Annotated in this window: 20 protein-coding genes and 1 tRNA gene; 11 read left to right on the plus strand and 10 right to left on the minus strand. The window is 63.6% G+C overall.

Features of this window, described 5'->3' with window-relative positions:
* Both F3H26_RS12000 and F3H26_RS12005 read right to left on the minus strand, forming a co-directional pair.
* Positions 1–123 (minus strand): transposase (locus F3H26_RS12000; protein ID WP_149776288.1); only part of this gene is annotated, 123 nt, incomplete at its 3' end.
* A 318-nt stretch (positions 124–441) separates the two neighbouring features.
* Positions 442–1,023, minus strand: coding sequence for a PA14 domain-containing protein (locus tag F3H26_RS12005; RefSeq protein ID WP_149776289.1), 582 nt, complete (start codon positions 1,021–1,023; stop codon positions 442–444).
* Between the two features lie 218 nt (positions 1,024–1,241).
* On the opposite strand from F3H26_RS12005, the gene F3H26_RS12010 reads away from it, so the two are divergent.
* Positions 1,242–2,204, plus strand: a complete 963-nt coding sequence (locus F3H26_RS12010; RefSeq protein WP_149776290.1) for an acetyl-CoA carboxylase carboxyltransferase subunit alpha — start codon at positions 1,242–1,244, stop codon at positions 2,202–2,204.
* Between the two features lie 4 nt (positions 2,205–2,208).
* Here F3H26_RS12010 and F3H26_RS12015 read toward each other — a convergent pair whose 3' ends face one another.
* From F3H26_RS12015 to F3H26_RS12025, 3 genes are all read right to left on the minus strand, one after another.
* Positions 2,209–3,348 carry a lytic murein transglycosylase gene (locus tag F3H26_RS12015; RefSeq protein ID WP_149776291.1) on the minus strand — a complete coding sequence of 380 codons (1,140 nt, stop codon included), beginning with the start codon at positions 3,346–3,348 and terminating at the stop codon, positions 2,209–2,211.
* 112 nt (positions 3,349–3,460) lie between these two features.
* A complete protein-coding gene (locus F3H26_RS12020; RefSeq protein ID WP_149776292.1) occupies positions 3,461–4,108 on the minus strand; it encodes a GntR family transcriptional regulator in 648 nt (215 codons plus the stop codon).
* A 30-nt stretch (positions 4,109–4,138) separates the two neighbouring features.
* Complete coding sequence (locus F3H26_RS12025) at positions 4,139–4,834, minus strand: M48 family metallopeptidase (RefSeq protein ID WP_149776293.1); 696 nt, start codon at positions 4,832–4,834, stop codon at positions 4,139–4,141.
* Between the two features lie 100 nt (positions 4,835–4,934).
* Between F3H26_RS12025 and F3H26_RS12030 the strand changes: the two genes are divergently transcribed.
* On the plus strand, positions 4,935–5,258 hold the full coding sequence (locus tag F3H26_RS12030) for a TIGR02300 family protein (protein ID WP_149776294.1): 324 nt from the start codon (positions 4,935–4,937) through the stop codon (positions 5,256–5,258).
* 148 nt (positions 5,259–5,406) lie between these two features.
* Positions 5,407–5,482, plus strand: a tRNA-Ala gene (locus F3H26_RS12035).
* 430 nt (positions 5,483–5,912) lie between these two features.
* Here F3H26_RS12035 and F3H26_RS12040 read toward each other — a convergent pair.
* Complete coding sequence (locus F3H26_RS12040) at positions 5,913–6,875, minus strand: L-malyl-CoA/beta-methylmalyl-CoA lyase (RefSeq protein ID WP_149776295.1); 963 nt, start codon at positions 6,873–6,875, stop codon at positions 5,913–5,915.
* Positions 6,876–7,169: 294 nt separating this feature from the next.
* On the opposite strand from F3H26_RS12040, the gene dgcN reads away from it, so the two are divergent.
* From dgcN to F3H26_RS12055, 3 genes are all read left to right on the plus strand, one after another.
* Positions 7,170–8,171, plus strand: coding sequence for an N-acetyltransferase DgcN (gene dgcN / locus F3H26_RS12045; RefSeq protein WP_149776296.1), 1,002 nt, complete (start codon positions 7,170–7,172; stop codon positions 8,169–8,171).
* Between the two features lie 72 nt (positions 8,172–8,243).
* The gene (gene dgcA / locus F3H26_RS12050; protein ID WP_149776297.1) at positions 8,244–9,209 is read left to right on the plus strand and encodes an N-acetyl-D-Glu racemase DgcA; all 966 of its coding nucleotides are present in this window, start codon (positions 8,244–8,246) and stop codon (positions 9,207–9,209) included.
* A 49-nt stretch (positions 9,210–9,258) separates the two neighbouring features.
* The gene (locus F3H26_RS12055; RefSeq protein ID WP_149776298.1) at positions 9,259–10,119 is read left to right on the plus strand and encodes a D-amino-acid transaminase; all 861 of its coding nucleotides are present in this window, start codon (positions 9,259–9,261) and stop codon (positions 10,117–10,119) included.
* Positions 10,120–10,161: 42 nt separating this feature from the next.
* Here F3H26_RS12055 and F3H26_RS12060 read toward each other — a convergent pair whose 3' ends face one another.
* The 3 genes from F3H26_RS12060 to F3H26_RS12070 form a co-directional block, all read right to left on the minus strand.
* Positions 10,162–10,476: a DUF1244 domain-containing protein gene (locus F3H26_RS12060; RefSeq protein WP_149776299.1), complete on the minus strand. Its 315-nt coding sequence runs from the start codon at positions 10,474–10,476 to the stop codon at positions 10,162–10,164.
* 71 nt (positions 10,477–10,547) lie between these two features.
* Complete coding sequence (locus tag F3H26_RS12065; protein ID WP_005981131.1) at positions 10,548–10,787, minus strand: DUF6868 family protein; 240 nt, start codon at positions 10,785–10,787, stop codon at positions 10,548–10,550.
* An 87-nt stretch (positions 10,788–10,874) separates the two neighbouring features.
* Positions 10,875–11,612, minus strand: a complete 738-nt coding sequence (locus tag F3H26_RS12070; RefSeq protein WP_149776300.1) for an N-formylglutamate amidohydrolase — start codon at positions 11,610–11,612, stop codon at positions 10,875–10,877.
* 117 nt (positions 11,613–11,729) lie between these two features.
* On the opposite strand from F3H26_RS12070, the gene pyk reads away from it, so the two are divergent.
* Complete coding sequence (pyk, locus tag F3H26_RS12075; RefSeq protein ID WP_149776301.1) at positions 11,730–13,175, plus strand: pyruvate kinase; 1,446 nt, start codon at positions 11,730–11,732, stop codon at positions 13,173–13,175.
* 7 nt (positions 13,176–13,182) lie between these two features.
* Here the strand turns inward: pyk and F3H26_RS12080 are convergent, their stop codons facing one another.
* The gene (locus tag F3H26_RS12080; RefSeq protein ID WP_149776302.1) at positions 13,183–13,656 is read right to left on the minus strand and encodes an Lrp/AsnC family transcriptional regulator; all 474 of its coding nucleotides are present in this window, start codon (positions 13,654–13,656) and stop codon (positions 13,183–13,185) included.
* Positions 13,657–13,846: 190 nt separating this feature from the next.
* Between F3H26_RS12080 and F3H26_RS12085 the strand changes: the two genes are divergently transcribed.
* The 4 genes from F3H26_RS12085 to rplT all read left to right on the plus strand — a co-directional run bounded on the left by F3H26_RS12085 (position 13,847) and on the right by rplT (position 16,614).
* Complete coding sequence (locus tag F3H26_RS12085) at positions 13,847–14,284, plus strand: universal stress protein (RefSeq protein WP_149776303.1); 438 nt, start codon at positions 13,847–13,849, stop codon at positions 14,282–14,284.
* 14 nt (positions 14,285–14,298) lie between these two features.
* Complete coding sequence (locus F3H26_RS12090) at positions 14,299–15,852, plus strand: alanine/glycine:cation symporter family protein (RefSeq protein WP_149776304.1); 1,554 nt, start codon at positions 14,299–14,301, stop codon at positions 15,850–15,852.
* Positions 15,853–16,033: 181 nt separating this feature from the next.
* Positions 16,034–16,234, plus strand: a complete 201-nt coding sequence (gene rpmI, locus F3H26_RS12095) for a 50S ribosomal protein L35 (RefSeq protein WP_149776305.1) — start codon at positions 16,034–16,036, stop codon at positions 16,232–16,234.
* 14 nt (positions 16,235–16,248) lie between these two features.
* On the plus strand, positions 16,249–16,614 hold the full coding sequence (rplT, locus tag F3H26_RS12100; protein ID WP_149776306.1) for a 50S ribosomal protein L20: 366 nt from the start codon (positions 16,249–16,251) through the stop codon (positions 16,612–16,614).
* The last annotated feature ends 383 nt before the right edge of the window (positions 16,615–16,997 follow it).

Consider the following 16,997-nt stretch of genomic DNA (forward strand, 5'->3'; position numbering starts at 1 on the left):
CTGGTTCGGATGAACGTCAAACTGCGTCGCCAATTCGCTCATCGTTTTGTCGCCCTTCAAAGCTGCCAATGCCACTTTCGCCTTGAATGCAGGGCTGTGGTTCCGCCTCGGTCGTCTTGCCATATTCACTCCTTCGTCCCGGCACGCTGCCGGATCAGGAGCGGAAAATCCACCTAACTCATCTGTTCAGATTTCTCGGACCACCTCTGATCGATTGCAACACACAGCGACCACACACATCACTTGGCGGGCTGGCTCCAGCCGTTTACGCCAATCTCAACCGTGCCACCCGGCCTGCTTCGCTTGAGCTACGCAAGGGCTCCGCTCAGCAGGCCTTGACCGCAACCTAATCACGAGAAAGAAACAGGAACGGATTCCACATCCAAACGGCCCGGATCAAGGGGCTGGGTCAGGAGCCTTTCTTGCCGGGCCCAGAGACTCTCAGCGGCCGAACACGTCGTTTGGCGTCCAGGTGAACCGCTCGCCCTGCTTGCCCCATTTCATCATCAGGCACGAGGTCCCGTATTTCTGGAAATAGTTGATCTTGAGCGGATACCACCCGGCTTGCGGCACCTCGACCTCGGTGCGCTGGTTGGCCTCGCAGGGTTGACGACCATTGACATAGCCGATCTGCTGGCCACCGACATAGGCATCGATCCCGTCATTCGACCAGGTCTCCAATTCATAGACGCCCGGCGAGTCAAAGCGGATGTAGCCCGTGATCTCGGCCGCCACGTTGTAGGCCTGATCGAAGGTCAGAACCGGCTCGCCCTCATCGGTGTCGCGATAATCAAGCCCCCGCAGCGGTGCGCCCGGCTTGGCCTTCTTCATCATCTGCTTGGCCTTGGTAACCGTCTGGATCTTGCGCGGCGGATTGCCCTCCCACGCATATTTCACGTTCAACCCGGGCTTCAGCCCCGAAGGTTGCGGATTGGCGGGCTGCAGCTTCAGCGGCGCGGCGTAGGACGCGCCTGCCACAAGCACGACGATCGCCGCGGCCCCTCCCTTGCAAAAAACTTTCATCGTCATCTCCCTGAACTGCACCGTTCGAACCAAATCCAGTTTGGTTGCGGCGCTCTGTTTTGCGACCAGCCTAAGACGGGCCGGGCCTTGCCGCAAGGCGTTGCACCCGTCCCCGCCGACCCTGGCCGCGTGAATTTGCCGCCCGCGCGGGACAAGCCGAGTTGCATCCGGGGCGACCTCAGGTCATATAGCGTGGAACTTTCGCGTTGAGAGGCGTCATGACCCAGTATCTGGATTTCGAAAAACCGCTGGCCGAGATCGAAGGCAAGGCCGAAGAGCTGCGCGCCCTGGCTCGCGCCAACGAAGAGATGGACGTGACCGAGGAAGCCGCCGCGCTGGACGCCAAGGCGGCCAAGCTGCTGGACGAGCTGTACCGGGATCTGACCCCCTGGCGGAAATGCCAGGTGGCCCGTCACCCCGAACGCCCCCATTGCACGGACTATGTCGAGGCGCTGTTCACCGAGTTCACGCCCCTGGCCGGCGACCGCAACTTTGCCGACGATCTGGCGGTGATCGGCGGGCTGGCGCGGTTCAACGACCGGCCGGTGATGGTGATCGGGCACGAGAAGGGCTCGGACACCAAGTCGCGGATCGAGCGCAACTTCGGCATGGCCCGCCCCGAAGGCTATCGCAAGGCGGTGCGTCTGATGGACCTGGCCAACCGGTTCGGCCTTCCGGTGATCACGCTGGTGGATACGGCCGGTGCCTATCCCGGCAAGGGCGCCGAAGAGCGCGGCCAGTCCGAGGCGATTGCCCGATCGACCGAGATGTGCCTGAAGATCGGCGTGCCGCTGGTGTCGGTGATCATCGGCGAAGGCGGCTCGGGCGGGGCGGTGGCCTTTGCCACGGCCAACCGGGTCGCGATGCTGGAGCACTCGATCTATTCGGTGATCTCGCCCGAGGGCTGCGCGTCGATCCTGTGGAAAGACGCCGAGAAGATGCGCGAAGCCGCCGAAGCGCTGCGCCTGACCGCGCAGGATCTGCACAAGCTGGGCGTCTGCGACCGGATCATCCCCGAACCCAAGGGCGGTGCGCATCGCGATCGTCCGACCACGATCAAGGCCGTGGGGGACGCAATTGCCGACATGCTGAAAGAGCTGGACGGCAAGGATGCCGCCGCGCTGATCCAGGACCGGCGTCAGAAATTCCTGGATCTGGGTTCCAAGGGGCTGGCGGCCTGAGTCGTCAGCCGCCCAAGGCCCGCAGCAGGTTGACCGAGGGCTCTCCCGTCACCGGCAGGCCGCTGGCGCGCTGATAGGCGCTGATGGCGGCCTTGGTGTTGTTTCCGATCACGCCGTCCGCGCCCTGCGTATCATAGCCCGCGGCCGTCAAACGGCGCTGCAGCGCCTTGCGGTCCTCGAGCGTCAGGCCGTTTTCATCCGGCCCGAATGACGCCTTGAACCGCGGGCCGCCGGCGATCCGGTCGGCCAGATGCCCCACCCCGATCGCATAGCTGTCGGAATTGTTGTAGCGCTTGATCGCCTGGAAATTGCGGAACACGGCGATCCGCGGCCCCGGTTTCTGCGGCTGCAGGATGGCCAGGGGCGTACCGGAACTGGCGGCCGGTGATCCGACCTCGCCACCCCAGGGCCTGCCCCGCACCCAGCCCGCGCGCGATAGGTAGGCCGCCGTCGAGGCCAGAGAATCCGTCGGGTCGTCAGACCAGATGTCGCGCCGCCCGTCGCCCGTGAAATCGACCGCATAGGCCAGGTACGAGGTCGGGATGAACTGCGTATGCCCCATGGCGCCGGCCCAGCTGCCGGTCATGTTTCCGGGCGTCGTGTCACCGTTCTGCAGAATCTTCAGCGCCGCGATCAGCTGCTTTTCGAAGAACGCGCCCCGCCGGCCGTCATAGGCCAGCGTCGACAGGGCCGAGATCACCGGCACGTCACCGCGCCGCTCGCCATACCGGCTTTCCAGCCCCCAGATGGCCACGACAATTTCCTTGTCCACGCCATAGCGCGATTCGATCTGGGCCAGCGTGCCATTGTGACGCTGCAGCATCTGGCGGCCCTTGCTGATCCGCTCGTCCGAGGCGGCGATGGCCAGATAATCCTCGAGCGAGCGCTTGAACTCGACCTGATTGCGGTCGCGCTCGATAACGTCGGGCAGGTATCCCGCGCCTCGAAACGCCCGGTCGATGGTAGCCTGCGAGATCCCCTGACCGGCCGCGCGGGCCTTGAAACCGGCAACCCAGGCGTCCCAGCCGGCATTGGGCACCGGCTTCATCCGCGTGACCGTTGCGCGGGTCTGTGTCGTTCCGCCCGCGCAGGCCCCCAGCAGGCCGAAGCCCAGCCCCAGTGTAAACATCCGTCGATCGATCATGGCTGGCATCTGCTCTTGTTCGTTGTTGCCGCCAGCCTAGCGCAACCACCCTTCCGACGCCAGCTTGGCGCCAAGAGGCCAGCCAGATTTGCGCCTCTGCGCAGGTCTTTGCTCAGCTGACCAGCAGACGCAGGCCCTGCGTGACGTCCGAGCGCACCGCCAGCCGCAGGCCCGGCTCGTCCCCTGCCTTGAGTGCGGCGATGATCAGCTTGTGGTAATGCGGCGGTTCGGTCCGGCGCAGGCGGCCATAGAGCGCCCGCATGGTCGGCCCCAGCTGCAACCAGACGGTTTCGGCCATGGCCAGCATCGCCGGCGCCTGTGCGCGCAGGTACAGCGTGCGGTGGAATTCGAGATTGGCGCGGATATAGCCCACCGCGTCGCGCTTGGTCACCATTTCCGCGACCGACATGTTGATGCTCTGCAGCCGGTCGATCAGGGCCATGTGGGCCCGCGGCAAGGCGCGGCTGGCCAGCTCGACCTCGAGCAGCGCCCGCAGCGCGGCCAGCTCCTCGATCCGGTCATTGCTGAGCTCGGGCGTCGACACCCGCCCCGAGCTGGACAGAAACAACGCGCCCTCGGCCACCAGCCGCCGCACCGCCTCGCGCGCGGGGGTCATCGAAACATCGAATTCCTTGCCGATGCCGCGCAGGGTCAGGGCCTGCCCGGGCGCGATTTCGCCGTGCATGATGCGCGACCGCAAGGCGCGATAGACCTGGTCATGAGTTGCGGATTGCGAGTCGGGGTTTCGGGCGGTATGCATGGCCCCATGTGATCACAAATCCAAACGGGGTCAACCAGAGCCTGCCTCGAACCGATACCGGTGTAGCTCGGCCCCGTTGTCGCGCAGCCAGCGCCGCGGTGCTTCATATGGGCCGAACAGACGCTCGACCTGCGTCCAGAACGCCGGCGAATGGTTCATCTCGGCCAGATGCGCCACCTCGTGCGCGGCTACATAGTGCAGAACCTCGGGCGGGGCCAGAATCAGCCGCCAGGAGAACATCAGACCACCCGCCGAACTGCATGACCCCCAGCGCGACCGCGTGTCGCGAAGGGTGAGGCTGGAATAGGCCCTGCCCAGCATCGCCGCGTAGTCATCGCAGGCCCCGGTCAGGCGATCCCGCGCCAGCTCTTTCAGGAACCGGGCCAGCCGCCGGGCCTCGGCCCCTTCGGGCACGGCAATCCGGTCCGCCGCCAAAACGACCCGTCGCCCGTCCGCAGGCACGATTCGCCGGGGCACCCCCTCGACCGGCAGGATTTGCCCGAATCGAATGACCGCCGGTTCGGGCCGGGCGCGAAGATGCTGGCGGATCCAGTCCTCTTTCGTACGGGCAAAGCCGATCGCCTCGGATTCGGGAACGCCCTGCGGGTAGGTCAGCGTAACCCTGCCGTCCAATTGCGAGATTCGCAGGCTGATGCGCCGCGCCCGCGCCGATTTCCGCAGCGTCAGGGCGACAGGCGGGTACCCGGGCAGTGAATGTCGCCCCATGGTGCATTCTCCTTGGCGCAAAGGCTTTGACAGTGTCCGCCGCATGTGGCAGGTGACCTGAATCGTTGATACGACTCACCTGATATCAAGGGGAATTGACATGCCCAAGGAAGAATGGGGCGTAAAGCGCGTTTGCCCGACCACCGGAAAACGGTTTTACGACCTGAACAAGGACCCGATCATCAGCCCCTACACCGGCGAGATCGTTGAATTTGAAACCGGCAAAAGCCGGATGATCGCGGCGGACGCCGAAGATGCCGCATCCGTCAAGGCCCGCGAGGCCACGTCGGATGACGACTTGGTGCTGGACGATGACGACGCCGTCGATGTCGATCTGGATGACGACATCCTGGAAGACGATGACGACGACAACGTCTCGCTGGACGACATCACCGACGTCGCGTCGGAGGATGAGGATTCCTGAATTGGCGCGGGCGGCACCCGATGCCGCCCCGCACGGACCGGCGCATCGGACCGAACGTCGACTTTTTTGACAGATTTTCGATTTTTGGTCTTGCACTCACCGACGCCGTTTCATAAACGTCCGTCCACCGCCACGGCGGTTCCGGAATGGGGCCTTAGCTCAGTTGGGAGAGCGCTTGCATGGCATGCAAGAGGTCAGGGGTTCGACTCCCCTAGGCTCCACCAAATCCTCCTTTTCGGGAAGAAACCTTCTCGTTGAAAATCCCGCGACTACTCAGAAGCGCTCCGCAGAGTGAAACTCGAGGCTGTCAGGGTCGGCCGCCTATTCGATGAACCCCGATTGAAGCTGGCTCGGGGGCGGGACAAAAAGCTGCAAGCGCTGCCCCCCCCCCGAGCAGATCGCCACGATCAAGGCGTTCTACCTTCATCACCTTCTGGGAGAAGAAGTCAGGATGGACGAGATTACCCGCCTGACCTGACGACTGATGCAGTCAAGATCGTGCCTAAACAGGCAGAAGCCCTGGTCACCGAAGTCAGCCGCTGATTCCCGGCAGACACTCAAAAAAACCATGCGCCGAAAGATTTCGACGCGCCCTCTCAGCATTTACCGCATGGGCTGGCCGATCGGGTGTCTTTTCGTTTTCGGCCTGATCGGTCAGCCGTTTGCGGCGATCAGCTCCGCCTGCGCCACGATCACCTCGGCCTGCTTGATCGAGGCGATATCGACCAGCCGCCCCTTGTAGACCGTGGCACCTTCGCCATTGGCCTTGGCTTGCTCCATCGCGGCAAGGATTTCGCGCGCTTCGGCCACCGCCTCGTCCGACGGGGTGAAGACCTGATTGGCCAGCGCGATTTGCCTGGGGTGGATCGCCCATTTGCCGACCATGCCCAGCGTCGCCGAGCGGCGCGCCTGCGCGATATAACCTTCATCGTCCGAGAAGTCGCCGAACGGACCGTCGACCGGCAGCACCCCATGCGTGCGGCAGGCGGCCACGATGGCAGCCTGGGCCCAGTGCCACGGGTCCGACCAGTATTTCTGACCCTCGCGCAGCATGTAGTAGTTTTCCTGCGTGCCGCCGATCCCCGTGGTCTGCATCCCCATCGAGGCGGCGAAATCGGCCGCGCCCAGGCTCATGGCCTGCAGGCGTGGAGAGGAGGCCGCGATGTCCTCGACATGGGCAATGCCGGCGGCGGATTCGATGATGACTTCAAAGCTGATGGACTTGGTGCGGCCCTTGGCGCGTTCGATCGCAGTGACCAGAGCGTCAACCGCATAGACGTCCTCGGCGCAGCCCACCTTGGGGATCATGATCTGATCCAGCCGGTCGCTGGCCTGTTCCAGCAGGTCCACCACGTCGCGGTACCAATAGGGCGTGTCCAGCCCGTTGATGCGCACCGACATGTATTTGTTGCCCCAATCCACGGTGTTCAGCGCCTCGATTACGTTGGCGCGGGCTGCGTCCTTGTCGGACGGGGCCACCGAATCTTCGAGGTCGAGGTTGATCACGTCCGCGGCCGAGGCGGCCATCTTGGGGAACAGCTTGGTGTTGGATCCGGGGCCGAACAGTTGGCAGCGGTTTGGCCGCGCCGGGGCGGCGGGTTGGATACGAAAGCTCATCGGCACCTCGCTGGGTAATGAAATTGCGATTTCAGTTGGCAATTGGGTATTAAATTGCGCGACCCTGCGCAAGCCTGATTGTGCAACTGCGGCAATGCTGTTGCAGAAATCTGTGCGCAGCCCCCCGGAGCGCGGCGGTCAAAGCTTCATCATTTCGAAAACTTCGAAGCTTTTTGCGTCGCGGGGTCGAATCTTGCAAAATTCTCCGGTCGATGTGCGGGAGGTTGGAGGAAAACGAGAAACGCTCGTTGACGGCCTTCAATAGGTTGGGGCGGAAGAAAAGGAGAGCGCGCGATGATCGAGACACCGTATCTGCTGTTTTTGGGCGATGCCCCCGACCAACTGGCCGCCAAGGTCGCGATCGGCATTCGGGACTGGCGTCCGGAAAACGCCGTGGGTCAGCTGCGGATGGAGGGCTGCAAGGCCGATCTGGGCCTGACCGACATGACCCTGGCCGAAGGCAAGGCCGCCGGCGCCAAGACGCTGGTGATCGGTGTCGCGAACCGCGGGGGCGTCATCAGCCAGGCCTGGAAAGAGGTCCTGATCGCCGCGTTGGAAATGGGCTATGACCTGGCCTCGGGCCTGCACAACCTGCTGCGCGACGAAGGCGATCTGGTGGCCGCGGCCCAGACCCATGGATGCACCCTGCATGACGTTCGCGTGCCCACGGTGGGCTATCCGATCGCCAACGGGCGCAAGCGCAGCGGCAAGCGCTGTCTGGCGGTGGGCACCGATTGTTCGGTGGGCAAGATGTACACGGCCATGTCGATGGATGCCGAAATGCGCAAGCGCGGCATGAAATCGACCTTCCGCGCCACCGGCCAGACCGGCATTCTGATCACCGGGCAGGGCGTTCCGCTTGACGCCGTGGTGGCCGATTTCATGGCCGGTTCCGTCGAGTACCTGACGCCCGAGAACGATCCCGATCACTGGGATCATATCGAGGGGCAGGGGTCGCTGTTCCATGTCTCATATTCCGGCGTGACCATGGCTTTGATCCATGGCGGTCAGCCGGATGCTCTGGTCCTGTGCCACGAGCCGACCCGCACCCATATGCGCGGTCTGCCGGAATACTCTTTGCCGACGCTGGAACAGCTGCGCGACACGGCCCTGCCTTTGGCGCGCGTGGCGAACCCCGCCTGTCAAGTCGCGGGTGTGTCGATCAACACACAGCACCTGAGCGAGGAGGGCGCGAAAGCCTGCATCGCCAAGGTCGAGGCCGAGATGGGCCTGCCGGCGACCGATCCGTACCGGTTCGGCGCGGGCAAGCTGGTGGACGCGCTGGCCGCGATGTGATCCAACCGGGGCGCCGATGGCGGGGATACCTGCCTCCGGCGCTGGAAAATGCAAAGACAAGGGAGTGGGCGCGTGCAGATCGACGTCTCTCGTGATGTGTTCCGGCTGGCGCAGGTGTTCACCATCTCGCGCGGGTCGCGGACCGAGGCCAAGGTACTGACGGTGCGCCTGACGGATGGGGCGCATCAGGGTTGGGGTGAATGTGTGCCCTATGCCCGGTACGACGAAACGCTGGAGTCGGTCGAGGCCGAGATCCGCGGCCTGCCCGACACGTTTTCGCGCCAGTCGCTGATGGACCTGCTGCCCGCCGGTGCCGCGCGCAATGCGGTGGATTGCGCCCTGTGGGACCTTGAAGCCAAGCGGGCGGGCAAACGCGCCTGGGAACTGGCCGGCCTGCCCGCGCCCAAGCCCGAGATCACCGCCTATACCCTGTCGCTGGATACGCCCGACGCGATGCGGGCGCAGGCGGCGAAGAACGCGCATCGTCCGCTGTTGAAGATCAAGCTGGGTACGCCCGACGACATGCCGCGGCTCGAGGCCGTGCGGGCCGGGGCGCCCGATGCCCGTATCATCGTGGATGCCAACGAGGGCTGGTCGGCCGAGGTCTATGCCGATCTGGCACCGCATCTGGTGCGGTTGGGCGTCGCGCTGGTCGAACAGCCGCTGCCCGCCGGCGATGACGAGGCGCTGATCGGGCTGGAGCGCCCGGTGCCGGTCTGCGCCGACGAAAGCTGCCACGATCGCGCCAGCCTGCCCGGGTTGAAGGGCAAATATGACGTGATCAACATCAAGCTGGACAAGACCGGCGGCCTGACCGAGGCGCTGGAACTGCGCCGCGCGGCGCGGGCGCAGGGCTATGGCATCATGGTGGGCTGCATGGTCGGCAGTTCTCTGGCGATGGCGCCTGCGACACTGGTGGCGCAGGGTGCGCTGGTGACGGACCTTGACGGCCCGCTTCTGTTGGCCGAAGACCGCGACACCCCGCTGGTTTTCGACGAGGCGGGCGTACACCCGCCGCAGGCGGCGCTCTGGGGGTGACGCGCTGAGGCGAGGAACGGGCGCAGCCCAAGGACGAGAAGGATATAACATGACCCGCACCGTTTACGTGAACGGCGAATACCTGCCCGAGACCGAAGCCAAGGTCTCGATCTTCGACCGAGGCTTTCTGATGGCGGATGCCGTCTATGAGGTGACCAGCGTGCTGGACGGCAAGCTGATCGATTTCGAGGGTCACGCGGTGCGCCTGAAGCGGTCTCTGGACGAATTGCAGATGGCCGAACCCTGCAGCAAGGACGAGCTGCTCGAAATCCACCGCAAGCTGGTCGAGCTGAACGGCATCACCGAGGGGCTGGTCTATCTGCAGGTCACCCGCGGCAGCGATGGCGACCGCGATTTCGTCTTCCCCTCGGCCGACACCAAGCCGACGCTGGTTCTGTTCACCCAGAACAAGCCCGGTCTGGCTGACAATCCGGCGGCGAAGAAAGGGGCCAAGATCATCTCGATCGAGGATATCCGCTGGGGCCGGCGCGACATCAAGACGGTGCAACTGTTGTACCCGTCCATGGGCAAGATGATGGCCAAGGCCGCGGGGTGCGATGATGCCTGGATGATCGAAGACGGGTATGTCACGGAAGGCACCAGCAACAACGCCTATATCGTCAAGAACGGCAAGATCGTCACCCGCCCGCTGTCGAACGACATCCTGCACGGGATCACCCGCAAGGCGGTGCTGCGTATGGCGGCCGAGGCGCAGATGGAAGTCGAGGAACGCCTGTTCACCATCGACGAAGCAAAAGAAGCAGATGAGGCCTTTACCACCTCGGCCAGCGCTTTCGTGATGCCGGTGGTCGAGATCGACGGCGTAGTGCTGGGCGACGGCACGCCGGGCCCGATCGCCACGCGCCTGCGCGAGATCTATCTGGACGAAAGCCGCAAGGCGGCGATCTGATTGCAAAGGCCCGCCTATCTGGCGGGCCTTTTCGTTTTGGCGTCAGTCTTTCTTGCCGACGTTCTCTTCGAACGCGACCTTGAAGGCGGCCTGTTTCTCGGGGCTGGCCTCGGTCTGGTATTTCGATTTCCACTCATCCATGGTCATGCCATAGAAAATTTCGCGGGCTTCGTCCTTGCCCATCTCGATGCCTTTTTCATTGGCGGCCTCCTGATACCACCGCGCCAGGCAGTTTCGGCAGAACCCGGCGAGGTTCATCATGTCGATGTTCTGAACGTCGGTGCGGTCCTGCATCAGGTGTTTCTGCAGACGGCGGAAAGCGGCGGCCTGAAGTTCGATCTCGGTCTGGGGGTCCATGGTCGGGCTCCGGTTCGTGGGATTTGATCCAGACTTAGCAAGTGCAAGGCCATTGCACAACGCGCGCCGGTTCAGACCAGCTTGAGGGCAATCCAGGGCATCAGGCAGAAGATCAGGGTCAGGATCTTGTAGTTCGCAAGATACTTGAAATAGGCCTTTCTGACCTCGGCCTTTTCCATCTGGAACATGCGGCCGTGAATGGCGGCGATGCGGTCCTGCAGGGCCACCACCATCAGGGTCGACAGCAGCAGGACCGCAAAGTTCAGAACGGTCATCCAGCCGAAAAAGGCTGTCAGGGTTTCAGGTGTCATGACGGCCTCCTTTCACGCCGAGAAATGGGGACCGGCCGCGCGCCGCGCAAGAGCACGGGCGTCGTTTGGTCGCGGATTTTTCCAGCGTTACAGGCCGCTTGCGGCAAGCGCATCCTGCAGGATCGGCGCCAGGCGCTCGGCCCAGGCGCGTTGCCCGGTATGATCGGCGATCAGGTCGTTGCGCAGCTCGATCAGCGCGTTGGGGCGGCCAAAGGCGGTGGCGTGCCGGTCGATCGCATCCCCCGGCAACACGCCGGTGTAGGGTTCGTTGACGCCGACGCACAGATCCCCTTCGGCGCGCAGCCGGTCGATCAGAGGGGCCGAGAACCGTTCGTCCGCAGTGTGCAGGATGCCGACATGCCAGGGGCGCGGCGGGCGGCCCCGCAACTGGCGGGTGAAAGAATGCATCGACACGATCACGGCATGGGGCAGGGCGGCCATTTTGGCCAGCGCCTCGTGATAGGGGCGATAGCACAGGTTCAGGCGCCGTTCGCGTTCGGCGGCGTCGGCATGACGGTTGGCCGGGATGATCGACCCGTCATACAGTTTCATCAACAGGGTCGGGTCATCCTCGCCCCGGTTCGGGTCGATCACCAGCCGCGAGAAATTGGCCGCGATCACCGGCGCGTTCAGGATCTCGCCCAGATGCTTCGACACCTCGTAGGCGCCCACGTCATAGGCGATGTGGCGCTCCATGTCCTCACGCGGGAGGCCGAGGTCGCCGCCATTGATCTGCGGCGGTACGGTGTTGGTGGCATGGTCGCACGTGATCAGCCATCGGGACGGGCGATCCGCCCCGTGCACGTAAAACGGAGTGTATGTCATGAGCCTGTCATCTAGTTTGCCGCAGGTGTAGGACAGTTGCCTCGGAAAGGGAATTGCGCAATAAGCGACCCGAACACTGTTTGCGGTAACATTCGGCCATCAAGGAGAGCAAGCGCGATGCGACGCCTGAGAAATGTGAAAATCGTGGCGACGCTGGGCCCGGCGTCCAACGACTATGATACGATCCGTGCGCTGTACGAGGCCGGCGCCGACGTGTTCCGCCTGAACATGAGCCATGGCAGCCATGACGAGATTCGCGAGCGCCACCGGATCATCCGGCAGGTGGAAAAGGATCTGGACCGCCCGATCGCCATTCTGGCCGACCTGCAGGGGCCCAAGCTGCGCGTGGGCGTCTTTGCCAACGGTGCCGAGGAATTGGTCGAAGGTGCGCCGTTCCGCCTTGATCTGGACGATGCGCCGGGGGACGCCACCCGTGTCTGCCTGCCGCATCCCGAGATCTTTCAGGCGCTCGAGCCCGGCGCGCATCTGCTGGTCAATGACGGCAAGATCCGCCTGATCGTCGAAAAATGCGGCGCCGATTTTGCCGACTGCAAGGTCGAGATCGGCGGCACGATCTCGAACCGCAAGGGCGTGAACGTGCCCGACGTGGTGCTGCCGCTGGCGGCCCTGTCGGAAAAGGACCGCGACGATCTGGAATTCGTCTGCCAACTGGGTGTCGACTGGCTGGCGCTCAGCTTCGTGCAGCGCGCCAAGGACGTGTTCGAGGCCCGCACGCTGGCCGATGGGCGCGCGGCGATCCTGTCCAAGATCGAAAAGCCCGCCGCGGTCGAGGCCTTCGAGGATATCCTGGATGCCTCGGACGGGATCATGGTCGCCCGTGGCGATCTGGGGGTCGAACTGCCGGTCTCGGCCGTGCCGCCGATCCAGAAGCGCCTGGTGCGCCGCTGCCGTGCGGCAGCCAAGCCGGTGATCGTGGCGACGCAGATGCTGGAAAGCATGATCGAAAGCCCGATGCCCACCCGCGCCGAAGTCTCGGACGTGGCGACCGCGATCTACGAGGGCGCCGATGCCATCATGCTCAGCGCCGAATCCGCCGCGGGTGCCTATCCGATCGAGGCGGTCAAGACCATGAACCAGGTCGCCATCGAGGTCGAGGCCGACCCCACCTATGCCGAGATCATCGCCGCCTCGCGCACCACCAAGGGCACGACCGTGGCCGACGGCATCGTCGCTGCCGCGCGCGAGATCGCCGAGAAAACCGACATCAAGGCGATCTGCTGCTTTACCCAAAGCGGCACCACGGCCCTGCTGACCGCCCGCGAACGGCCGCATGTGCCGATCATCGCCATGACCTCGCTGCGGGGCACGGCGCGGCGGTTGTGCCTGTCCTGGGGGTGCCATTGCGTGATGACGCCGGAACTGGAACGCTTCAAGGGGGCGGTGGTCAATGCCGCCCGCGCGGCGCGCGCCAGCGGATTTGCTGGCCAGTCCGACCAGATCGTCGTGACCGCCGGCGTGCCGTTCAACGTGCCCGGCTCGACCAACATTCTGCGCGTCGCGCCCTGTGACGAACGCCTGATCTACGCCACCGACCCGGAATGACGCGTCCTCAGGCGGAGCGTATCTTGGAACCGACGGGTTCCTTCACGGTTTCCATGACCGTGAAGGAACTTGTCTGGTGAATTCCCGGCAACTTGTTGATCTTGTCGCCCAGTACCCTGCGGAAATGGGCGATGTCGCGTGTGCGCACCGTCAGCAGATAGTCGAATGAGCCCGCCACCATCAGACAGGTCTCGATCTCGGGGACCCGGCGCACGGCCTCGTTGAACCGGTCCAGCGAGTGATCGGCCGTGGCGGCCAGCGACACCTGGACCACGGTCAGATGCGCCAGCCCCAGCCTCTCCTTGTCGATCACCGCGCTGTAGCCGGTGATATAGCCGTTTTTCTCAAGCCGTTTCACCCGCTCGGAGCAGGGCGTGTTCGTCAGGTTTACACGCGCCGCCAGTTCGACTATGGGCAGGCGTCCATTGGCCTCCAGTTCGGCCAAAATGCGCTGGTCGATCTTGTCCAATTCCCTGTCCATCAGGCATTATTCCTGTACATTTTATATGTGGCGGCAGATTTTCCTGAGATTAGACCGAAATAATCCCCATTTCCTAGTGATTTTTCCTGATACTTGACCGAAGGGCAGACTCGCAAAGCGAGATCCAGAATCCGGCTGCCCTGTCGGGGAACACGGGCCCCGGCCAAACAAATAAAAACGGAGGAACGAAATGACAGCGAAAATTGTCATAGGACTGGACGGGACAGAGACCGGCGAACGTGCTCTCGAATTTGCCAAAACCCTGGCAAAGCGGATCGGCGAGTGCGAGTTGATCGTCGCCTATGTCATCGAATGGTCGCCCTACACATTCCAGACGCCCGAGGAAAACGCCCTGCGGCACAAGCGGCGCGAGGAAGAAATCGCCCTTGCCAACAGTCGCGTGGTCGAACCCGCCGTCGCGGCGCTCAAGGCCGAGGGCTTCAATGCGCGCGGCGTCGTCCGGCATGGTGACGTGGCCGAAACGCTGAACGCGATCACCGTCGAAAACGGCGCATCGCAGATCGTCGTCGGTCGGTCGTCCGCCGACGGGTTCAAGAAACGCATCTTCGGCAGCTCGACCCAGAATCTGGTGATGCATGCCGACGTCCCGGTCACGGTCGTGAACTGAGGGGAGGAGCAGACATGAAATCGATCAAAACCCTGGGCCTGTCCGGTGCGGCCGCGGCCCTGCTGGCCAACCCCGCCCTTGCGCAGGAGGCCCCCGGTCTGGACGAAAAGATCAACCAGACCTTCGCAAACCTGACGGGTCCCTTCGTCAGCTTCATCTTCGCGCCACTTCCGGGCACGAGCTTCCCGTGGATCGTGCTGTGGCTGGTCGTGGCCGCAACGGTGTTCACGCTGTATTTCGCCTTTGTGCAGATGCGGTTCTTCAGCCATGCGATCAGCCTGGTCAAAGGTGACTATTCCGACCCCAACGATGCGGGCGAGGTCAGTCACTTCCAAGCGCTGGCAACGGCGCTGTCCGGCACCGTCGGTCTGGGCAACATCGCCGGCGTCGCGGTGGCGATCGGCATCGGCGGACCCGGTGCGACCTTCTGGATGATCCTCGCCGGCCTTCTGGGCATGGCGTCGAAGTTCACCGAATGCACGCTGGGCGTGAAATACCGCAACGAGTACGAAGACGGCACCGTTTCCGGCGGTCCGATGTACTACATGTCCAAGGGCTTTGCCGAGCTGGGTCTGCCCGGCGGCAAGATCCTGGCAGTCCTGTTCTCGATCTTCTGCATCCTTGGCGCGCTGGGCGGGGGCAACATGTTCCAGGCCAACCAGGCGCACCAGCAGATCGCGGGTATCGTCGGCGACTATCCCGGCTGGATCACCGGTCTGGTCTTTGCGACCGTGGTGTTCATGGTCATCGTGGGCGGCCTGAAGTCGATTGCCCGCGTGACCGAGAAGGTCGTGCCGTTCATGGGCATCCTGTATGTTGCAACCGCGTTGGTCATCATCGGCATGAATGCCGACAAGATCGGCTGGGCTTTCGGTCAGATCTTCGCCGGTGCCTTCACCGGTCTGGGCGTGGCCGGCGGCATGGTCGGTGCCCTGATCCAGGGCTTCAAACGCGCCGCCTTCTCGAACGAAGCGGGCGTGGGTTCGGCGGCCATTGCACACTCGGCCGTCCGCACCAAGGAACCGATCACCGAGGGCTTCGTCTCGCTGCTCGAGCCGTTCATCGACACCGTGGTGATCTGCACCATGACCGCGCTGGTGATCATCATCACCCAGCAGCTGGTGATCGACCCGGCAACCGGCCTGTACATGCTGAACGAAGCGGGCACGGCGATCGCGACCGTGGATGGCAACTCGGGCGTCAGCCTGACTTCGGCCGCCTTCGGCAGCGCCTTCAGCTGGTTCCCCTACATCCTGGCCATCGCGGTGATCCTGTTCGCCTTCTCGACCATGATCAGCTGGTCCTACTATGGTCTCAAGGCCTGGACCTATCTGTTCGGCGAGGGTCACACCAAGGAGCTGGTGTTCAAGCTGATCTTCTGCGTCTTCGTGGTGATCGGGGCGGCGGCCAACCTGGGCCCGGTCATCGACTTCTCGGACGCGGCGATCTTTGCCATGGCCGTGGTCAACGTCTTTGCGCTCTACTTCCTGATGAAGGTGGTGCGTCAGGAACTGGCCTCGTACAGCGCGCGGCTGAAAAGCGGCGAAATCCGCAAGTTCGCCGACTGATGACACCGACCGGGGCGGCCCTGCCGCCCCGGTTCACGACCCTGGTGCAAAAAGCACCCGAACGGGTCAAAAACCCCTTGTCAGCATGACCGAACTTGCGTAAACGGCGCACCTGATCGCGCGACCGGCCGATGTGGCATGCCGAGTCGCGTTTCGGACCGAACCCTGAAAGGAGACGGAAATGCCCAAGATGAAGACCAAATCGAGCGCCAAGAAGCGCTTCAAGATGACCGCGACCGGCAAGGTCATGGCCGGTCAGGCCGGCAAGCGGCACGGCATGATCAAGCGGACCAAAAAGTTCATCCGCGACGCCCGTGGCACCACCACCCTGTCCGCCCCCGACGCCAAGATCGTCAAGGGCTACATGCCCTACGACCGCTAAGAGGAGATACCGATATGTCCCGCGTTAAAGGTGGAACCGTAACTCACGCCCGTCACAAGAAGGTCATCAAGGCCGCCAAAGGTTACTATGGCCGCCGCAAGAACACCTACAAGGTTGCCCGTCAGGCCGTCGACAAGGCCAACCAGTACGCAACCCGCGACCGCAAGAACCGCAAGCGCAACTTCCGCGCCCTGTGGATCCAGCGCATCAACGCCGCTGTTCGTTCGCATGACGAAGCTCTGACCTATTCCCGCTTCATCAACGGCCTGAACCTGGCCGGCATCGAAGTGGACCGCAAAGTCCTGGCCGACCTGGCCGTGCACGAACCGGAAGCGTTCGGCGCGATCGTCGCCAAGGCACAGGCCGCTCTGGCTGCCTGATCCTCTTACGAGAGACAGTGAAAGAAAGGCCGTCCCGATCGGGGCGGCCTTTTTTCTGTCTGGTCGCCGGCTTGTGAAACTTGCGGCTCCACGTGCCCAAAACTTGATGCCCGGCAGTGCATGGGCGCATTGCCGGGCATTCGAGCCTCGGAAAAGACATTCTTGGCAGAGCGGGATTGCCGCGAGATCAGCGCATTCGAAACACAGAGTTGCCGGCGCCGTTTCGTGAATTGCACGTCAACGCCTGCCGAAACCCGTGTTGCCCGATGTTGTGGTTGACGCACCGCGCAGAGTAGGCCGAGGCCGATCCCAAAAGGGGATGGAGCTTCGAGAACGGATCGCAAGCGGTCCGTTCCCCGGACCGCCGCCCTGTCGGAAGTGGA

Source organism: Ruegeria intermedia, from assembly GCF_900129345.1.
GTDB lineage: Bacteria > Pseudomonadota > Alphaproteobacteria > Rhodobacterales > Rhodobacteraceae > Ruegeria > Ruegeria intermedia.